The following is a 20,140-nucleotide window of genomic DNA, read 5'->3' on the forward strand; positions in this document are numbered from 1 at the left end:
TTTAATTATAATAATAAGGCTTAATGTTTTATTAAATATTTTTCTTCTTTATAGGTCAGTCCAACAAAGAAAATAGATAGAACACATGCTAATAGCAGCATAATAAATCCTGAATCCCAACCTAAATGATCGACAATAAAACCCATTGCAATATTTGCTAAAATTGCTGTTCCAAAGAAATAGCCAAAGAATCCCGTTAAACCGGCAGCAGTTCCAGCGGCTTTTTTGGGTGCAAGATCCAGCGCATGTACGCCAATCAACATAACAGGCCCATAGATTAAGAAACCTATACCAATAAGTGCAATACTATCTAAAAGAATACTTCCCGTATTCTTCCAATAAATAAATACGAATACCGCCACTAAAACCATATAGATCATGGTTGTAATCGCTCGTCTTCCTTTAAAGACTTTATCACTTAAAATTCCACAAATAATAGTACCCGGTATTGCAGCAAACTCATATGCTGAATATGCCCATCCTGTCTCTTTGATATCGTAACCTTTCACCTCTTGTAGATAAGTAGGTGCCCAGTCTAAAACTCCATACCTAACTAAATAGATAAAAGCATTAGCTATAGCAATAAACCAGAGAGTTTTATTTTTTAACACATATTGAAAAAATATTTCTTTTGTTGACAATTCTATTTCTGACTGTTCATTATAGCTTTTAGGATAATCATTCCTGTATTTCTCAATAGGGGGCAAGCCGCACGATTGAGGAGTATCCCTTATCATTATTAATGCAACAAAGGCAATAACTATAGCTATAACAGCAGGAAAAACGAATGTTCCGGTTTGCCAGGAAGCAAACCAAATTGTTCCATATGCTGCTATCGGCCCAATAAGACCTCCTCCAACATTGTGTGCTACATTCCAAATAGACATCTTTGTACCGCGCTCCTTTATTGAAAACCAGTGAGTCATGACTCTTCCACATGGAGGCCACCCCATTCCCTGAAACCATCCGATCAAGAATTGTAAGATAAACATCATGATAATGGATGATACACCTGCCGTTGTTCCCATAAACATAGTAACAACTGCAGATAGAATAAGACCTAATGGCAGAAAGTAACGGGCGTTACTTCTATCAGAAACTCCTCCCATAATAAATTTAGAAAGACCATAAGCTATTGCATTCGCTGAAAGAACAACGCCTAATGCTCCTCTATCGAAGCCCGCATCAATAAGATGAGGCATAGCTAAACTAAAGTTTTTACGTACCAAATAATAACCTGCATATCCAATAAAAATTCCGATAAAAACTTGCAAACGCAATTTCTTATATTCAGAATCGACCTTTGAAGGCTCTAGCATAGGCTTATGCTCTGCTGGTTTTAAGAAAATCCACATAATTTAATAGGTATTAAGATTAGGTTCTATATATAGATTAAAAACATTTCATAACTTTTCGAAACTTATACAGAAAGTAAACGTATAAAAAAAGAATAATATCTCAATAGCATCAATATATAAAAAAGTGCATATATGTTATAAAACATACAAATATTACATCAAAATAAAGAGAGCATAAACACCTCAAATGCTTTATAATAAAAGAACAAGAGAAATAAAGGAAAGTTAACCAGAGTAAAATTCTTAAGTAATTGAACACAAAAGGAATCGAAACAATAATAAAAATAAATATACAAACGAAACAATCAATCAAACGAAACAAACGGAAAAAGAAAAATACAGTAGTGTCATCAATGTTAATAGTGAAGATCTAAATATGATTAAGGTGTTATAATACATAAGACACAAATAGATACATAGATATCTAATATTAAATATATTAAAACAAATAAAAACAGACTAAGAACTACCTATATTCAGGAAATAAATATTATAGAATGGTATTTACACATAAAATAATAATTACAGGTTATAATATTCGATAAACATTCGAAACTATTTACTTTCGAAAACCAAAGAGAATATAAAAAAGCTCTTGTCTTATAATATACACTTAGAACAATCCATAATTATGGTATATTGATATTCCTTGTCTTTTTATGAAATCTCCAAAACATTAATATCGCAGCACAGCTAAGCCCTGTAGGGAAAGTCATCCATACACCCGGAACTCCCCAACCCAAAATAAATCCACAAATATAACCTATAGGCAGAGCAACTATAAAATAAGATATAAAAGCAATAATCATCATCACCTTAACATCGGCAATACCTCGCAATGCATTGGCAAAAGCAATCTGCATGCCATCGCTAAATTGATAAATCAACATAGGAAACACCAAAGTAATAACGACCATATTTACTTCATATTCATCAGTAAACCACCCACCAATATAATTCCTTAATAAAAAGATTAATGAAGATGTTATAATTGCCATCAGTATAATAATATGTGCTCCTGCAAAGGCTGAATTTCGGATATTTAATACATCATCCCTCCCTTTAAAATTACTGACTCTTACTGCAATCGCCGCCCCCATACCATAAAACATCATAAAACTTACGGTAGAAACCGTTACCATAATCTGATGTGCGGCCAATGCAACTGCACCCAACCATCCGATCATTACAGCACTCAGACTAAACGAAGCTGCCTCCATACCCATCTGAAAAGCCACAGGCCATCCTATTTTGTTGAGTTTATTAAAATCAAATTTATTTATACTAGATCGGGAGAAGCCTCCACGATACAAGGCGTATCTTTTCGTAAAAAAGAAAATAACTACAAATGCAACCAACATTATTATCCGTACAAAGAGGGTACTAATACCCGCACCCAAAAGACCCAATTCAGGCATTCCCAATTTACCATGAATAAGTATATAATTACTGACAATATGTATCACATTGCCCCCAAGTAATATCCACATCGCTGTACGTGTATCCGTTATACCATCAGCGAACTGCTTAAATGCATTAAATAACATAATGAAGATAATTGAGATAAGTAATACTATAAAATAAGATTTTATTAAAGGAATTAATTCTTTTGGCTGACCTATCTTTTCAACATTAAAATAAAGGATAGTCATTACTATCGTAAGTAGGATGGCAACCAAAACATTAGCAAACAAACTATTCTTCAATATTCTACCAGCTGCCGGTAGTTCTTTATTACCGAATAAGCTGCCTACAATAGGTGTAAGGCCATAGGCGAAACCTGTTCCGAAAATTATAGCCAAATTGAACACATTATTTACAAAGGATGCAGCAGCCAATCCTTCCATACTATAATGCCCGACCATAAGAGTATCCGCAAAGCCGACTATAATAACGCCTATCTGCCCTATGACTATAGGAAGTCCTAAATATAATAATGCTATATAATGAGATTTATATTTCTTGAAAAATTTCATATCTATATATCTAAGTGTAGCCTACTATTGAAAATACAATAAGCGGGTGCAAAAGTAGTAATTATAATTTCTGATTGGAAACAAATCCACGAATAAGCATTCGCCTAATCTTAACAGTTTCGTAACAAATCCTTAGTTTGTTTGTTATAATTACTAAATAATATTGCATAAAAATTATAATATATAAGATTATGAAAAAGACTTTATTATTTACAGCAATAACATTTATAATAGCACTTTACTCGTGTGGAAAGAAAGAGTCTGCTTTATCCGGGGCAGGTGCTACATTCCCGGCTCCATATTATAACATCGTATTCAAAGAATATGCAAAGATAGGAAGTAATGTTACATACGGTGCTATAGGTAGCGGAGGTGGAATCCGTAGCCTTAAGGATCAAACTGTTGATTTCGGAGCTACCGACGTGTTCTTATCCGATGCCGAACTCAAAGATATGGGAACAGAAATAGTACATATCCCAACTAGCCTTGGAGCCGTTGTACTATCATACAATCTGAAAGGTGTAAAAGAATTGAAACTTACTGCAGATATTATTTCAGATATCTACAGAGGTAAAATAACAAAATGGAACGATACGAAAATAAAAGATCTTAATCCCAGATTAGATTTACCAAACAAAGGAATAACCGCTGTATATCGCTCCGACGGCAGTGGAACAACATCCGTATTCTCTGAATATATGTCGAAAGTGAATGAAGCATGGAAGATCGAAATAGGAGAAGGTAAATCTTTAAAATTTCCGGTTGGCATAGCAGCTAAAGGAAATCCGGGTGTTGCTGGCATTGTTGCCGAAACAGAAGGTGCAATAGGATATATCGGTTCTGAATACGCTTTAGCTCTAAATATGCCTTCAGCATTATTACAAAATAGCGCGGGCAATTTTATCGCAGCCGATACTAAGAGTATTTCAGCATCAGCTAATGTAGATATACCAAATGATACACGTGTTGTTATCACCAACTCTCCTAATCCCGAAGCTTATCCAATCAGCACATTTACATGGATTATAGCTTACAAGGAACAAAACTATAACGCAAGAAGTGAAGTTCAGGCAAAATCTTTAGTAGGTCTTCTAAATTATATAATAAGCGAAGAGGGACAAGCAATAGCAAACAAAACGCATTATGCGCCACTTCCTCCTGTAGCTCTTGAAAAGACTAAGGCTATTATAGAATCTATGACTTTTGAGGGAAAAAGAATAGAAACTTATCAGTTATCTGTAGCAAAAGGAACAAGACATTAAATACAGAAGGCAAATAGCTAAACAAAAGCTAATTTACATGAAAGATAAAATATTCAAAGCCGCATTATTCATTGCAGCCTGCCTGATTATCCTCCTCACAGCAGGAGTTATCTACGGGCTTGTGAGTAAAAGTATCGGAGCTTTCTCCGAGTTTGGGATAGGCTTTATTACTTCCTCCGAGTGGGATTCAAGAAACGATATATATGGAGCGCTACCTTTTATTGCAGGTACAATGATGACGTCCATATTAGCCTTGCTCTTTTGTATTCCCTTCTCTCTATCCGTTGCTCTTTTTAACGGAGAATATTTCAGAAATAAAAAAATATCGACATTTGTTAGTTCAATCGTAGATTTGCTGGCAGGAATACCATCAATAGTATACGGGTTGTGGGGGTTTTATACCCTACGCCCTATACTTATCGACATGGGTATTAGTGATCAAGGTTTCGGGATACTGCTATCTTCTATTGTTCTGGGAATTATGATTATACCTTATGCATCCTCTCTCAGTGCCGAATTCATAGCAATGGTTCCAAACGAGCTAAAAGAAGGAGCATATAGTCTTGGCGCGACCAATCTGGAGGTTATTACTTCTGTAAATCTACCTGTAGCCGGCTCAGGAATATTTGCATCTTATGTGCTAGCTTTCGGGCGCGCATTGGGAGAAACAATGGCTGTAACAATGCTGATAGGAAATACCAATAATATACCTACTAGTATTTCCGACACAGGAAACTCCATGGCCAGTATCATCGCCAATCAGTTTGGTGAATCGAGCGGACTTAAATTAAGTTCACTTATGGCTATCGGTTTATTACTATTCCTGATCACAGCATCGATCAATTATGTAGCCAAGTACATCATGAAAATGGTAAATAAATGAAAAAGAGACTTACATCTACAGCTAAATACAGATTAACAAAAAGTAAAATATTTTTCTTTGCTGTCTGTGCTTTGTCCGGAATTACGATGATCCCTCTTTTCCTTATTCTTTGGGAATTAGTAAAAAAAGGATACAAGCAATTTAATATCAGCCTCTTTACAGAAGTGGCTCCGACCTCGATGGAAGCCATGCTTGCCCGTATTAGCGATAGCCCCATTCCGGGAGGTATATTAAATGGTATTACAGGAACCTTGCTTATTTTGGCATTAGCTATTCTTATAGCCATTCCTATAGGGATAATGACTGGAATCTATCTTGCCGAGAATCAAAAGAAGCGTATTGCAAACATAGTCCGCAGTTTAAGTGATTTACTACAGGGGATACCCTCTATTGTTATTGGTGTAGTAGTATATATTTGGGTGGTAATTCCCATGTCGGGGTATTCAGCAATGGCCGGTAGTGTAGCACTCGCTATAATGATGCTACCAATGATAATACGCTCGACCGAAGAAAGTATAAAGATGTTGCCTACATCTCTAAAAGAAGCCGGGTTGGCTCTAGGCGGTTCATATACAACAGTAGTATTGCGAGTACTCCTACCCTCTGCTTTTAGCGGACTGTTTACAGGATCTCTACTTGCTATTTCGCGTGTAATGGGAGAAACAGCACCTCTTCTGGTTACAGCCCTAGGTGCATCTACTATAAATTGGGATATAACCCATCCCACAAGTGCCATATCACTTTTGATATGGGAGTTTTATAACGACCCGAACTTGGCAAATCTGGTATGGTCTTCATCCTTACTTCTTTTACTATTTGTTTTGGGTATTAATCTTTTTGCAAAAAGTATAGCTAAAAAATGGAAAATACAGTAAATTTGAATCAACAAGAACAATATATACTCGAACTCAAGGATGTATCGGTATCTTATACTCCGGGCAAGAATGCAGTAAACAAAGTAAATGCCAATATAAAAGAGAATACAGTTACCGCCATTATGGGGCCCTCGGGCTGTGGTAAAAGTACATTATTACGTGCGATTAACCGCATGCATGAATTATATCCCGATATTGAAACGACAGGTGAAATACTTCTCAAAGGGAAAAATATCTTTGAAATGAACCCGATGAAAGTACGCCGGCTTGCAGGCATGGTATTCCAGCGTCCTAATCCCTTCCCTACTATGAGCATTTATGAGAATGTTATTGCAGGATACAGGTTAAACAACATCAAATTAAGCAAATCCGAAAGAGACGAAATAGTTGAAAATAGCCTGCGCAGCGTGGCACTTTGGGATGAAGTGAAAGATTCGATGACCAAGAAAGGTACTTTTCTTTCGGGAGGACAACAACAACGTCTCTGTATTGCTCGAGCATTAGCCTTAAAGCCGGAATTACTTCTTATGGATGAGCCGACTTCGGCGCTTGATCCTATTTCGACTAACAGAGTAGAAGAATTGATTTTTGAACTGAAGAAACAATACACAATTGTAATTGTTACGCATAATATGTCACAGGCTGCAAGGCTATCAGACAATTCTATGTTTATGTATATGGGAGAACTTGTTGAATATGGGACTACAAAACAAATGTTTACTAAACCAAAAGATAAACGTACTGAAGATTATCTGACTGGTGTATTCAGTTAATATACCCATTTGAAATTAAATTTGCTAATCTGTTAACTTACAAATATAAAAATGACAACGAATATAAAAGCCAAACAACTGGAGCTTCTTCTTAACGATTTTGAACTGCTATCAAAGACTGCAATGATACAAATGCAAATAGCAACAAAATTGCTTAATGACAACACCATAGAGTCATTATATGAAGAAGCCGAATCGAACGAAATAATAATGGACAGATTGGAGATAAAAGTACGAGAAGAAGTCGTATTTACTATTTTCCGGTTCAACCCTATTGCCGCTGACCTACGCAAGATCATAACTTATCAGGATTTAACTACAAATCTGGAACGGATCGGCGATATGCTTTTGAATATTATCCATTTCCTCAAAAGAACAGATCTTGCAAATCCCCAATTTGATGGCATAAAGAAAATAATTGTAAAGATGGTACAATATACAAGCGAAATGCTTCGCAATGCTATTTTTTCGTTTTCGAATGAAGATGGACATATTGCTTATCAGGTAATTAAAGATGACGACAAAGTAGATGAATTATATCACCAAATAGGTTTATCTTTACAAGAGGCTTTTGCTGATAAAAAACTCAGCAAACAGGAAATACAGAATCTGATAAATATAAATTCTATATCTCATAATCTGGAGCGAATAGGTGATAGTGCAACAAATATTGCTGAAGCTACAATTTATTTAACTGAAGGAAAAGATATCAGGCATGGAAACAAACAATAGAAATATATCAATACTGATAGTAGACGACGAACCGGATATACGGGAAATCCTACAATTCAATCTACAAAATGAAGGTTATGACATCGACCTTGCTGAATCGGCAGAACAAGCAGCCCAATTATTAACTCCCGAACACCGTCTTATTTTATTAGATGTGATGATGGGTGGAATATCAGGGTTTAAATTTGCAGATCAACTTAGAAAGGAAGGCAATAACATACCTATCATTTTTCTGACAGCAAAAGATACCGAAAACGATATGTTAACAGGATTCTCGATTGGAGGAGATGACTATATAGCTAAGCCGTTTTCTATCAAAGAAGTTGTAGCTCGAGTAAGAAGCGTTCTAAAGAGAACAGATAGCCATAAAGGCAAAACAAATCATAAAAATGTATTAACAGTAAATAATCTGGAAATAGACTTCGATACTAAAACTGTTACAATCGACAATACAATCATCGAGCTTACCAAAACAGAATTTAATATACTGGTATTACTAGTTGAAAATACAGGCCGTATTTTTTCCCGTGCCGACATTCTGGATAAAGCTTGGAAAGATGATGGGATTGTATTAGAAAGAACTGTAGATGTACATATTGCAAGGTTAAGGAAAAAGATAGGCAGCTATGGAGATTGCATCGTAAACCGAACAGGATATGGATATACATTTAACCTACAAAATAAATAACCAACCTAAAGGTATATAAAGATGAAAATGACATATAAGCAACGGGTCTTCGCTTACTTTCTAATCATATTTGCACTATTTACTTTGTGCATAATCATATTTGAACAGAAAGAGGAAAAAGCCCAACGTACAAAAGCTTTGGAAGAACAGTTGGACAAGTATGCTGAAATGCTACATTCGTATATAGAAGTGAACAGATTATCTGACAGCAATATTATAAAACTCCAACACTTGGTAGCCGTACTTCCTTTAGAAATACGCATAAGTATAATCAACGAAGAAGGAAAAGTAACTTTTGACAAAGATGTCAAAGATATAAATACATTGGACAATCACCTCGATCGTCCGGAAATACGTAATGCCCTATATCAGAATATAGGTTCAAATATACGTATGTCAGCTTCTACCAAGCATGAATACTTATATTATGCTAAACATTACAATGGTTACTATGTACGTGTAGCTTTACCTTACACGATCAAGACCAAAAGCATGCTTAAGGCTGACAATTTCTTTATATACATAGTTATAGGTATGTTTATCATTGTCCTGATACTTTTAAATTATGTAGCAGGACGTTTCGGCAAATCGATATCGCAACTGCAAGCATTAACAACTAAAATAAAGGATGACAAACCCCTCTCGGAAAAGATAGAATTTCCTGACGATGAATTGGGCGAAATAGGAAAACAGCTTGTAGAAATACTGAAGCAGAAGGAACGGAGCAAACATGAAATAGAACGAGAAAGGGAAAAACTTATTCAGCATTTCCAATATTCACAAGAAGGTATTTGTATTTTCGACAAAGATTTCAAAAAGATATATGCTAATACACATTTCTTCCAATATTTCAATTTCTTGGTCGACCAGCCGGTTTTCGATCTGAAAGCTATTATAAAAGAGCAAATGTTTAGTCCTGTTATTGAATTTCTCAATAAACGAAAAGTTGAAGAGAACTATCATACGTTCCTATTAAATAAGAATGGAAAAATATTCTCTATCCAGACAATCGTATTTGAAGACGCCAGTTTCGAAATAACGATAAAAGATACTACTCGTATTGAAAAAACAAGACTCCTAAAACAGGAAATGACAAATAATATCGCTCATGAACTTAGGACTCCGGTTACAAGTCTACGTGGATATTTGGAAACACTCGATTCTCAAAAACTGGATAGTGAAAAACAAGCTCAATTTATTCATCGAGCTTATCAGCAAACTATACGGCTATCGAATCTTTTGGAAGATGTAAGCCTGATAAGTAAAATTGAAGAAGCCCCCTCTCATTTCCAATTAGAAAAAGTCAATCTGTCTCAGCTTGTAGATGAAGTAAGAATAGATCTGACAGAAAAGCTAAAAGCCAACGATATTAAACTCAATGTTTCGATAGACAGTGATCTCTCTATAAATGGCAACTATACCCTACTCTACTCTATTTTCCGCAATTTGATGGATAATACCATCAATTACGCAGGACAACATATAGATATAAATATCAAAAACTATATGGAAGATAGTGAATACGTATATTTTAGCTTTTGCGATACGGGGAAAGGAGTGGAAGAACAATATCTAGCACGGCTATTTGAGCGCTTCTATCGTGTAAATGAAGGGCGTACACGCGACACTGGTGGCTCGGGTCTTGGTTTATCTATTGTTAAGAATGCAATTTTGCTGCATAAAGGAGAAATTCAAGTTAAAAACCGAGTTGGAGGAGGGCTGGAGTTTTTCTTCACATTGAAAAAATAGAAGTATTTGTAGAAACTGATAACAACTTACATGTTATACTTGGGGCACGGACATATTCTGTCCGTGCTTTTTATATACTTCCACTTATAATAATATATTTATATTAATCGTCTTGCTCATTTTTCATATCGTCATATTGGTACATTCATTTTAAATATTATAACTTTGCCGTCGCATTTCAAATTTGTTATGTGATTTCATGGATTGGTTAACAAACGCCATTTTCGAACCGTCATCGGTTCAGTCAATTATAATCATTTCAGTTGTTTCAGCCATCGGTTTACAACTAGGCAAACTGAAAATACTCAACATCTCGCTGGGCATTACCTTTGTTTTCTTTGTAGGTATTATTTTAGGTCATTTCAATCTTGATCTGAATAAAGATATGCTCAATTTTGCTCAAAACTTTGGGCTTATTATGTTTGTTTATGCACTTGGATTGCAGGTTGGACCAGGCTTTTTCTCTTCTCTGCGAAAAGGTGGATTACAACTTAATATGCTAGCTCTCGGAGTAGTATTTATAGGACTTTTCCTTGCTCTTATATTCAGTATTATAAGCAGGATCTCTTTACCCAATATGGTGGGTATACTTTGTGGTGCTACAACTAATACTCCTGCTTTGGGAGCGGCGCAACAAGCCCTAAAACAAATAACAAACGGTGATATGAAAGCTATTGCCGATATGGCTTTGGCCACAGCTATTACCTACCCACTGGGAGTAGTAGGGGTTATCCTTGCTATCATTGTTCTGCGTAAATTTCTTGTTCCCAAAGAAGCTTATAATACTCCGGGAGAAAAGAAGGATCATGATACTTATGTTGGCGAGTTTTGTATCATAAACCCGGCGATTGAAGGTAAAAGTATCCGTGAGATAATGAAATTATCACCAAAGCGATTCGTTATCTCTCGTATATGGCGCGATGGTAAAGTTACGATTCCAACATCTGAGAGCATATTACAACATGGCGACCACTTGCTGATCATCTCCATCAAATCGGATGTAGAACATATCAAGGTATTGTTTGGTGAACAGGAGAATGTCGACTGGAACAAAGAAGACATAGATTGGAATCATATAGACAATAGTCAATTAGTATCTCGCCGCATAATTGTTACCCGTAGTAAAGTAAATGGAGTGAAACTTGGTGTACTGCGTTTAAGAAATAATTATGGAATCAATATCACACGTATAAACCGTGCCGGTATAGACTTATTACCTTCACCAGACTTATCTTTACAAATTGGAGACAAATTGACTGTAGTGGGTGAAAAGTTATCAATAGACAATGTTGCCAAAATACTTGGAGATGAAGAAAAGCGCCTCATTAGGCCAAATTTGATTGCAATCTTTTCCGGTATTGCTTTCGGGCTAATACTGGGAGCACTACCTCTCCCTTTCCCTGGTATGAGCTTTCCTGTAAAACTTGGTATAGCGGGAGGTCCTATTATTGTAGGAATACTAATGGGAGCATTTGGACCTCGCTTCCGCTTCTCAACATATACAACTCAGAGTGCAAACCTATTAATGCGTCAGTTTGGACTAACGGTATATCTCGCTTGTCTGGGTATCAGTGCTGGTGAACACTTTTTTGAAACTGTTTTTCAGACGGAGGGTCTTATATGGGTAGGCTTCGGATTTGTGCTTACAATAGTTCCTGTCATTATTGTTGCTTTTATTGCCATGAAAATGCTTAAGATCAGTTATGCAAAAAGTGTAGGTATGTTATGCGGAAGCATGGCTAACCCAATGGCACTTAACTATGTAAACTCAACAATAGACGACGATGAACCTTCAGTAGCTTATGCCACTGTCTATCCTGTATCTATGTTTGCGAGAATCATATTTACACAACTATTACTAATGCTATTTTATTAAAAGAATTTGAACGAAGTGAAGCTTTATTCGAAGCTGATATTATCCTCCACTCCGTTCAATAGAAGTAATTCTTATTATACATTAGGCAAAGTCCAAGGTGAACGATATTCTTTTATCAAATATTTATCTGCTTCAGCATCATTAAAGCTTCGACCATCCCAAGATAACTTCTTACCTGTTCGATAAGCTATATTTCCCAACTGCGAGAATTTTGCTATATGCGCGCCTATCTCAATACTAGCATTACAATTTCTATTCCTTGATTTTATACATTCCAAATGATTCTTCACATGCAGGTTCAAACCGCCTATACCATACTGTTTCTTTAAAGGAACTGCATCCATACGAGCCTTACCGTTTACACGTTCAGGTATAACTTCCCAACCACCACGATCCAGTACTAATGTTCCATTTTCACCAACAAATCCCAATCCGTGATTACGGCCATATGCACCATCATCTATTCCGATAGCATGATCCCACATTACAGTAAAGTCATTAAAGGTATAGATTGTTTGCAATAAATCAGGAGTTTCACAGGCATCATCCGGATAGCCGAATTTTCCACCCGAAGCCATAATCGAATTCGGTGCTGTTACGTTCATTCCATACAAGGCATAATCTAATAGATGCACACCCCAGTCTGTCATCAAACCTCCCGCATAATCCCAAAACCAGCGAAATGTAAAGTGAAAGCGATTTCTATTGAACGGCCTTTGGGGTGCAGGCCCTAACCACATATCATAATCTACCCCGGCAGGCACAGGTTCATTAGCTAATACAGGAATAGATGGACACCAACCCTGATATGAGAAAACCCGTACAGTACGAATTTTTCCTAATTGTCCACTATGTACAAAATTTATTGCATCCTGCCAATGTGGATCGCTACGCTGCCATTGTCCTACCTGAACCACTCTATTATATTTTTCGGCAGCACGTACCATGATATTACATTCTTCGATACTGTTACCTAACGGCTTTTCACAATAAACGTCCTTTCCTGCTTCACAAGCGGCAACCATTTGTAAACAATGCCAATGATCGGGCGTTCCGACAATAACAACATCGATATCTTTATTATCAATCAGCCTTCTCCAATCCTTATAAAGGTTTTTAACTTTTTTCCCTGTAATCTTTTCAGTATCAGCAGCTCTTTCGTTAAGTACTCCCTCATCAATATCACAGAGAGCAACACACTCTACTTCGGGATTACGAAGGAAAGCTTTAAGGTTTTCAAATCCCATTCCTTTACAGCCAATGAGGCCTACATTGATTTTATCATTAGCACTAACCGAATTTCCGGCTCTCATAAAAAATGGACTTACAACTAGTCCTGTACCCAACAAAGCTGCTTGTCGGATGAAGTCTCTTCGTGTTGTCATTTTGGGCAAAATATTAGTTAAAAGTTAATTTGATACTAATATAGGGCTTTAAATTAACAATACCTCATTTAAAAGAAAAAATAAGTGAATGATTTACACTAATTACAGAGATTCTGCATTATATTAAATTGGCTTTATCTCTATCTAAGATAAAATTAAAAGGAACAAATAGTGGAAAGATAGAAATCGTAAAAACGTGTCACTTTTGTCACTTTTTAGTTAAAATAGGTCTTTGACATATTAGCAATAAAAAAGGCATTCCTTACGAAATGCCTCTATAATATAATAAATTAAAACTTAAGTCTATTTCAGTTTAGCCAAAGTTTCTTTTACCCTTTTCATTGCTTCAATAATATTTTCATCAGAAGTAGCATAAGAGAAACGAATATAGTCCGGAGCTTCAAACGCAAGACCTCCAACTGATGCAACATGTCCCTCTTCGAGTAAAAACATAGCTAAATCAGCAGATGTATTTATCACTTTATCATTGTATGACTTACCGAAGTAATAACTACATTCAGGGAACAAATAAAAAGCACCTTCCGGTTTATTTACTTTAAACCCCTCTATCTCAGAAGCTAATTTCACAATCAAATCACGACGACGAGCGAATGCCTTACACATATCGGCCACACATTGTTGACTTCCTGTATAAGCAGCTTCTGCAGCTTTCTGTGCAATAGAAGATGGTCCTGAAGTATATTGCCCCTGCAATTTATTACAAGCCGATGCAATCCATTGTGGCGCGGCCATCCAGCCCAAACGCCAACCAGTCATAGCATAAGCTTTAGAAACCCCGTTGATAATAACAACACGTTCTCTAACATTTTCAAATTGAGCGATACTTTCATGTTTTCCCACATAATTTATATGCTCGTATATCTCATCTGAAATAATAATTATATTCGGATGCTTAGCTAATACATTAGCCAATGCCTCTAACTCGTTTTTTGAATAAATACTTCCTGTTGGATTTGAAGGAGAACAAAGAATAATTGCTTTTGTTTTAGGTGTGATAGCAGCCTCCAATTGCGCCGCATCAATCTTAAAGTCTTGTTCTATTCCTGTATGTATAACAATGCTCTTACCTTCCGCTAGCTTTACCATTTCGATGTAACTTACCCAACATGGAGCAGGAATAATTACTTCATCTCCTACATTTACTACACTTAGAACAGCATTACATACAGCTTGCTTCGCGCCATTAGAACAAATAATTTGCTCAGGTTTGAAGTTTAAGCCATTCTCTGTTTTTAGCTTTTCACAAATAGCCTGACGCAAAGGTAAATAACCCGGAACAGGCGAATAGAAAGAGAAGTTATCATCGATAGCCTTCTTTGCAGCCATTTTCACATGATCAGGCGTATTAAAATCCGGTTCTCCCACACTGAGGTTAATCACATTGATACCTTGTGCTTTCAATTCATTACTTTTTTGAGACATAGCTAACGTCTCTGATATTGCGAGACTGGCTATACGTTCAGATACTTGTGACATTTACTATAAAATTTGATGCTATATACTATTTAATTTCAATATTCTTAATCTACATTATGTAAATCGTGCCCCATACGCTCTTTCTTTGTATGCATATAGAAAGCATTGTATTTATTAGGAGCAATTTCGATGGGAACATTACCTACAACAGTAAGCCCGAATGATTCCAATCCTTTTCTTTTTACCGGATTATTAGTTAACAGGCGCATTTTAGTTACACTCAATTCTCGAAGGATTGCTGCCCCTACCCCATAATCGCGTTCATCGGCCCGATATCCTAAATGCAAATTAGCATCTACAGTATCATAACCTTCTTCCTGCAACTTATAAGCCTCCATCTTTGCCATCAATCCAATACCTCTCCCTTCTTGGTTGAGATAGACTATGACACCTTTACCTTCTTTCTCAATCATTTGCATAGACTTATGCAACTGTTCGCCGCATTCACAACGCATAGACCCGAATATATCACCTGTAATACAAGAAGAATGTACACGAACCAAAATAGGCTCATCTATATCCCATGTACCTTTTATCAGAGCCACATGTTCTAACCCTGTAGATTTTTGTTTAAATGGAATTAATCGAAAACCGCCATATTCAGTAGGCATATTCACCTCAGCACCTCTTTCTATCAACGATTCTCTCTCCAATCTGTACTTGATTAGGTCAGCAACAGAGATAAGTTTCATACCATGCTCATCAGCCATTCTTCTTAATTCCGGCAAACGAGCCATTTCTCCATCTTCCCTTTTTATCTCAATAAGTACTCCTGCCGGATATAAACCAGCTAAACGCGCCAAATCAACAGCGGCTTCCGTATGTCCTACACGACTCAAGACCCCTTTATCCTTTGCTCTCAGCGGGAATATATGTCCCGGGCGTCCAAAGTCTTCGGACTTTGTGTCTTTACGAGTCAAAGCTAATATAGTTTGTGCTCTATCATATGCTGAAATACCGGTGGTTACTCCGTTCTTAAGTAAATCTATAGAAACTGTAAATGGTGTGGCATGGGTTGCTGTATTGTGAGTTACCATCATTGGCAGATCAAGTTCTTCGCATCTTTCAGCTGTAATAGGGGTACAAATCAATCCCCTCGCATGCGTTTCCATAAAATTAACTTTCTCGGGGGTAATAGCTTCAGCTGCAATAATAAGATCACCTTCATTCTCGCGGTCTTCATCATCGACTACAATAACAAAATTACCTTTTCTTATTTCGTCTATAGCTTCTTCTACCGTATCTAGTTTTATATTATCCATAATTATATGATATCTATCTTTTATTCTTTTATATTATCTAAATCTTTATCCATTTGTTTCTTAAAATATCGGTAAAAAGCCCAGATACAAACAAATGAGAGAAACACAGCAATACCTATATTCTTTTTAGGTTTCTTATCGATACATCTGTAAAAATCGAAATAACAAATAAATGTTCTTATATAAAACACAATATAACCTAAAAGCGCTATAGTTCCAAAAAGCTCTGCATCGAGTTGTAGTATTTTTTGTATAACCAAATATAACATTCCGACTACGTAAAAGAGAGTTGCTAATTTAAAGCTATTTAAGAATGTCTTATAGATATTCTTAGCCTCTTCAAAGTCTAGGTTCCTTATTTTAACATCGAAAAAGCTAGCTCCTTTTTCTTTGAGTATACTAAGAACTACTTGTATAGTATCTGTACCATAACCGTATTCCTCGTGGTTTTTAACCACATCTTTCAGAGTCTCTACATTTCTCATTTTAAGAGTCGCTACCACTTCCGGATTGGCGTTTAATGTAGATAAAGCCGGGATTAAAGATTCGTCTACAGATTCATTCGTCTCATATATTTTCTTTTTGTTGAGGCCAAGAAGCCTTCGGAAAAAGTTACCATATGCTTCAGTATTAAATAGGGCCGAATCGTTCATAGCCTTATACGTAAGAAATACTCCTAGCGGAAATAATGCAAATGAGCTCAACCACATACCTTGCCAAGACTCCCAAACACCATCACGAGCCATTTTGTATCCTATATTATTTATAATATAGTACACAATAAACAGAGCTACAGAGACAACAACAGGCATACCTAAACCTCCTTTACGGATAATAGCACCTAAAGGAGCACCAATAAAAAAGAAAATGAGACAAGCGAAAGAAAGTACAAATTTCTGATGCCATTCTACTTTGTGAAATCGCAAATTCTTTTGCAGAGCTATTTTTTGAGTTGTCTCAAGAATATTAAATCTGCTATTTTCTGCTTCACTAGCCGCAGTACCCAAGTACTGTATCATTTCATCTTTACTAAAAGAGTGAACTAAGGAATCAAAGTTTATTCTTCCTATTTCTTCTTTAGTTACAATATCGGCATTATGCTTTATTGAATCCTTTTTCTGATAAGTGTCTGAATTTCGATAGGTAAGATATGTATGTTTCCCTATTATTTTACGATCTTGGGTATTTACACTATCTAGCCGAACACTCATAGAGTCGATAGAATGTCCCAGTTGCGTTATATTCTTCGATATTTGTGTTCCATCTAAATTGGATTCATCCATTCGGTCAAATCCTGTATTAAAAGGAATAATTACTTCCTTTCTATTAAAGTTCTCCCTACTATATGGAACAAATTCGTTATTTCTTCGACCTGGCGAAGTATTATTAATATCTGCCTGACGGAAGTTAGCAAACTGTTGTCCTTTCATCAAACTCAGCAACAAGAAGCTTTTATCTTCCGATACTTCCATCGTAGCCGAATCACATGTAATAACAGCCATATTATCAAATCCCTTCGATGTATCATATATTATCACATCGTGCAGCATCTTTGTATCCCGGTCTTTTCTCTTCACATAAAGACTATAATTGGGAATATCGCTATAAAAAGAACCTTCAGGTATATCCAGTTCAGGCGATTTTTGCTTAATAGAATACAATAATGCCCTCAATTTTACCTGAATGCGAGGCATCGCTTCATTCTGAAAGAAAAAAGCACCTATACAAACAAAAGCAACTAAGATTATCAATGGCCTCATCGCTTTCAGCAAAGAGACTCCTGATGCTTTAATAGCAAGAAGTTCCAACCGCTCGCCTAGGTTTCCAAAAGCCATTAGAGATGCTAACAATAAGGATAACGGCAGAGCCATCGGTATAAGCTGAAAGGCTGCATAAAGAAATAGTTCGGCCAAGACTGATATATCAAGCCCTTTACCAACTAAGTCCTCAACATAACGCCACAGGAATTGCATCAATACTATAAACAAACATATTGCAAATGTCATGGCAAAGACAGGCAAAAATGTCTGAATAACAAATGTATATAGTCGCTTTACTTTTAGCATTAATTATCTATACTGAAATTGAGTACAAAAGTAGTAAAAAGATGAATGTTAAGCTTAATATTATGAGGAAAGATGTTATTCTTAAATTTTATTAGAGTTTTTCTCATTGTATATGAGATATTTTGACCGTTCATTGAAATTATTTTCATTATTTTCTTCCCTGAAACTTGTATTATATAAAATAATCTTCTATTTTTGCACCCGCTAACATAAAGTTGGCGGGATAGCTCAGATGGTTAGAGCGCATGATTCATAATCATGAGGTCCGGGGTTCAATTCCCCGTCCCGCTACACTGAAAATGAGAGGTTTACAAGAAATTGTGAGCCTCTTTTTATTTAAGGTGTAAACATAGTGTAAACTAATCGGGTGTAAACACCGTTTTTACTGAGACTCTCTACCAATACGGTGTAAACGCATATCTCCTAAAACTTTCTCCATTCCACAAAAAACAGAAGTCTTTTATTGATACCTCATCTATGGGTGGGTGTACCCCCTAAATGAAACTTACATATTCGCCCCAATCCGATGAGAAAATATTTTTTTATTTTTTTTCTAAATAATTACTCACAATATCCCTAAACTCAGTATCTAAGCTAATTTTATCTTCGCATATAAGATTTACAAATATTTGGGTTTCAAAAATACCATTATTTACACGTTTCAGATATTTTTTCAAGTCTATTAATTCATTAAACAAGTATTCTTGTTTCTTTAGCATCCATTTACAAGAAAATAAGCAATTAGAATTATTACTACATGGCTTAAGTTCATCATCTAGAATTTCAATAGATATTCCATTGCTTGTGTTTTTAGCCAAATAACCTTTACACGTAGAAGGGGCATCTACTTTTGTAAATTGCTTCGTATTTAGATATATATCTATGTTAACGATTTCATCTATGGCATTTTTTTCTAAAGGACTATTAATCATCTTGGAATCCTTTAGTTTATAATCCAATTTGACATCACATTTATCCGTAACCAAATGTGATATCCAATGGAACTGGGATATATGTTCCATGTGCCTAATATTCTCTTTTAAAATATAATAGCTAACTCTATCCTTACACATATCTAAAAGGTCAGCTAACCTCAACAAAATCATTAAATACTTGACACTATAGATATCCGTAGACCCTTTGGATTTTCGTCCGTATACTTCATAAGAATAAAAACCATGAGCCTCAGAAACATCTGCAACAATTTGTAAATGTGTTTTCTCTAGAAAACTGAGATATGTATCTTTTATTTTAATTATAAACTGAGCACTTTGTTTAGGGTGCTTTCCTCTTACTTCATTCTCAAAAAAGGAGAATACCTTTTTGAAATATTTTAGTAGTAACGTTTTGGTGTCTATCTTCTTAGTTGAAGAATCTTCTAAGATATATTCTGTAAAAATAGTATCGCTAGCATTTTTTTCGGTTTTAAAATCATCTAAATTAGGATGAACAACCATGCTAATATCATGCAAATAACAAGCAAGGAATAATAAATAAAAGTCAATATCTTTCAATCTAAAATAATCTATTGCTCTAGTCAACTTTAATGTCTGTTGAATTAATTCAATAGCATGCTCTTCATTATGAAGAGTATAAAAGTGAAGAAACTTAGACCCATTTTTCCATAATCCGTTTACTAACTTGTGTACGATAATGAGTGAATCTACATAGTTAGGTTGTTTCACTCTTTTTATAAATATGTGGAGTACTTCAAATATCTTGGAATCTACCTTTTCTGGGGTTTTATCTTCTTTTGAT

15 protein-coding genes and 1 tRNA gene are annotated in these 20,140 nt (G+C 35.7%); 9 read left to right on the top strand and 7 right to left on the bottom strand.

The window, feature by feature from the left end:
• Positions 1-20: 20 nt before the first annotated feature.
• Together glpT and JGH11_RS06585 are read right to left on the bottom strand one after the other, a co-directional pair.
• On the bottom strand, positions 21-1,355 hold the full coding sequence (gene glpT, locus JGH11_RS06580) for a glycerol-3-phosphate transporter (RefSeq protein ID WP_201110779.1): 1,335 nt from the start codon (positions 1,353-1,355) through the stop codon (positions 21-23).
• Between the two features lie 632 nt (positions 1,356-1,987).
• Positions 1,988-3,334 carry an MATE family efflux transporter gene (locus JGH11_RS06585; RefSeq protein ID WP_201110780.1) on the bottom strand — a complete coding sequence of 449 codons (1,347 nt, stop codon included), beginning with the start codon at positions 3,332-3,334 and terminating at the stop codon, positions 1,988-1,990.
• Positions 3,335-3,525: 191 nt separating this feature from the next.
• On the opposite strand from JGH11_RS06585, the gene pstS reads away from it, so the two are divergent.
• From pstS to JGH11_RS06625, 8 genes are all read left to right on the top strand, one after another.
• Positions 3,526-4,596, top strand: a complete 1,071-nt coding sequence (pstS, locus tag JGH11_RS06590; protein WP_201110781.1) for a phosphate ABC transporter substrate-binding protein PstS — start codon at positions 3,526-3,528, stop codon at positions 4,594-4,596.
• Positions 4,597-4,633: 37 nt separating this feature from the next.
• Positions 4,634-5,479, top strand: a complete 846-nt coding sequence (gene pstC / locus JGH11_RS06595) for a phosphate ABC transporter permease subunit PstC (RefSeq protein ID WP_201110782.1) — start codon at positions 4,634-4,636, stop codon at positions 5,477-5,479.
• Positions 5,476-6,354, top strand: a complete 879-nt coding sequence (gene pstA / locus JGH11_RS06600) for a phosphate ABC transporter permease PstA (protein WP_201110783.1) — start codon at positions 5,476-5,478, stop codon at positions 6,352-6,354. Before pstC ends, pstA begins: the two co-directional genes overlap by 4 nt.
• Entirely contained in the window at positions 6,339-7,127 is a 789-nt protein-coding gene (pstB, locus tag JGH11_RS06605) for a phosphate ABC transporter ATP-binding protein PstB (RefSeq protein WP_201110784.1), read from the top strand. The genes pstA and pstB overlap by 16 nt, the downstream gene beginning before the upstream one ends.
• Positions 7,128-7,178: 51 nt before the next feature.
• Positions 7,179-7,859 (top strand): phosphate signaling complex protein PhoU, encoded by a 681-nt coding sequence (gene phoU, locus JGH11_RS06610; protein WP_201110785.1) that lies wholly within the window; start codon positions 7,179-7,181, stop codon positions 7,857-7,859.
• Positions 7,843-8,547, top strand: a complete 705-nt coding sequence (locus JGH11_RS06615; protein WP_201110786.1) for a response regulator transcription factor — start codon at positions 7,843-7,845, stop codon at positions 8,545-8,547. The genes phoU and JGH11_RS06615 overlap by 17 nt, the downstream gene beginning before the upstream one ends.
• A 21-nt stretch (positions 8,548-8,568) precedes the next feature.
• Positions 8,569-10,296: an ATP-binding protein gene (locus JGH11_RS06620; RefSeq protein WP_201110787.1), complete on the top strand. Its 1,728-nt coding sequence runs from the start codon at positions 8,569-8,571 to the stop codon at positions 10,294-10,296.
• A 199-nt stretch (positions 10,297-10,495) separates the two neighbouring features.
• Complete coding sequence (locus JGH11_RS06625) at positions 10,496-12,172, top strand: putative transporter (RefSeq protein ID WP_201110788.1); 1,677 nt, start codon at positions 10,496-10,498, stop codon at positions 12,170-12,172.
• A 74-nt stretch (positions 12,173-12,246) separates the two neighbouring features.
• Here the strand turns inward: JGH11_RS06625 and JGH11_RS06630 are convergent, their stop codons facing one another.
• From JGH11_RS06630 to JGH11_RS06645, 4 genes are all read right to left on the bottom strand, one after another.
• Positions 12,247-13,557, bottom strand: a complete 1,311-nt coding sequence (locus JGH11_RS06630; protein WP_201110789.1) for a Gfo/Idh/MocA family protein — start codon at positions 13,555-13,557, stop codon at positions 12,247-12,249.
• A 303-nt stretch (positions 13,558-13,860) separates the two neighbouring features.
• On the bottom strand, positions 13,861-15,054 hold the full coding sequence (locus JGH11_RS06635; RefSeq protein ID WP_201110790.1) for a pyridoxal phosphate-dependent aminotransferase: 1,194 nt from the start codon (positions 15,052-15,054) through the stop codon (positions 13,861-13,863).
• Positions 15,055-15,098: 44 nt separating this feature from the next.
• Entirely contained in the window at positions 15,099-16,316 is a 1,218-nt protein-coding gene (locus JGH11_RS06640) for a bifunctional 3,4-dihydroxy-2-butanone-4-phosphate synthase/GTP cyclohydrolase II (RefSeq protein WP_201110791.1), read from the bottom strand.
• Positions 16,317-16,336: 20 nt separating this feature from the next.
• Complete coding sequence (locus JGH11_RS06645) at positions 16,337-18,382, bottom strand: LptF/LptG family permease (RefSeq protein WP_201110792.1); 2,046 nt, start codon at positions 18,380-18,382, stop codon at positions 16,337-16,339.
• Positions 18,383-18,599: 217 nt separating this feature from the next.
• On the opposite strand from JGH11_RS06645, the gene JGH11_RS06650 reads away from it, so the two are divergent.
• Positions 18,600-18,673, top strand: a tRNA-Met gene (locus JGH11_RS06650).
• Positions 18,674-18,924: 251 nt separating this feature from the next.
• Here the strand turns inward: JGH11_RS06650 and JGH11_RS06655 are convergent.
• Positions 18,925-20,140, bottom strand: a 1,216-nt coding sequence (locus JGH11_RS06655) for an HD domain-containing protein (RefSeq protein WP_201110793.1), incomplete at its 5' end; no start/stop codon positions are given.

Source organism: Dysgonomonas sp. Marseille-P4677, assembly GCF_016652235.1.
Classification (GTDB): Bacteria; Bacteroidota; Bacteroidia; order Bacteroidales; family Dysgonomonadaceae; genus Dysgonomonas.

Coding starts and splice junctions, on each gene's coding strand:
- JGH11_RS06640 (WP_201110791.1), bottom strand. CDS start 16,316: ATGGATAATATAAAACTAGATACGGTAGAAGAAGCTATAGACGAAATA.
- JGH11_RS06585 (WP_201110780.1), bottom strand. CDS start 3,334: ATGAAATTTTTCAAGAAATATAAATCTCATTATATAGCATTATTATAT.
- JGH11_RS06625 (WP_201110788.1), top strand. CDS start 10,496: ATGGATTGGTTAACAAACGCCATTTTCGAACCGTCATCGGTTCAGTCA.
- glpT (WP_201110779.1), bottom strand. CDS start 1,355: ATGTGGATTTTCTTAAAACCAGCAGAGCATAAGCCTATGCTAGAGCCT.
- JGH11_RS06630 (WP_201110789.1), bottom strand. CDS start 13,557: ATGACAACACGAAGAGACTTCATCCGACAAGCAGCTTTGTTGGGTACA.
- pstB (WP_201110784.1), top strand. CDS start 6,339: ATGGAAAATACAGTAAATTTGAATCAACAAGAACAATATATACTCGAA.
- pstS (WP_201110781.1), top strand. CDS start 3,526: ATGAAAAAGACTTTATTATTTACAGCAATAACATTTATAATAGCACTT.
- phoU (WP_201110785.1), top strand. CDS start 7,179: ATGACAACGAATATAAAAGCCAAACAACTGGAGCTTCTTCTTAACGAT.
- pstC (WP_201110782.1), top strand. CDS start 4,634: ATGAAAGATAAAATATTCAAAGCCGCATTATTCATTGCAGCCTGCCTG.
- JGH11_RS06645 (WP_201110792.1), bottom strand. CDS start 18,382: ATGCTAAAAGTAAAGCGACTATATACATTTGTTATTCAGACATTTTTG.
- JGH11_RS06635 (WP_201110790.1), bottom strand. CDS start 15,054: ATGTCACAAGTATCTGAACGTATAGCCAGTCTCGCAATATCAGAGACG.
- pstA (WP_201110783.1), top strand. CDS start 5,476: ATGAAAAAGAGACTTACATCTACAGCTAAATACAGATTAACAAAAAGT.
- JGH11_RS06615 (WP_201110786.1), top strand. CDS start 7,843: ATGGAAACAAACAATAGAAATATATCAATACTGATAGTAGACGACGAA.
- JGH11_RS06620 (WP_201110787.1), top strand. CDS start 8,569: ATGAAAATGACATATAAGCAACGGGTCTTCGCTTACTTTCTAATCATA.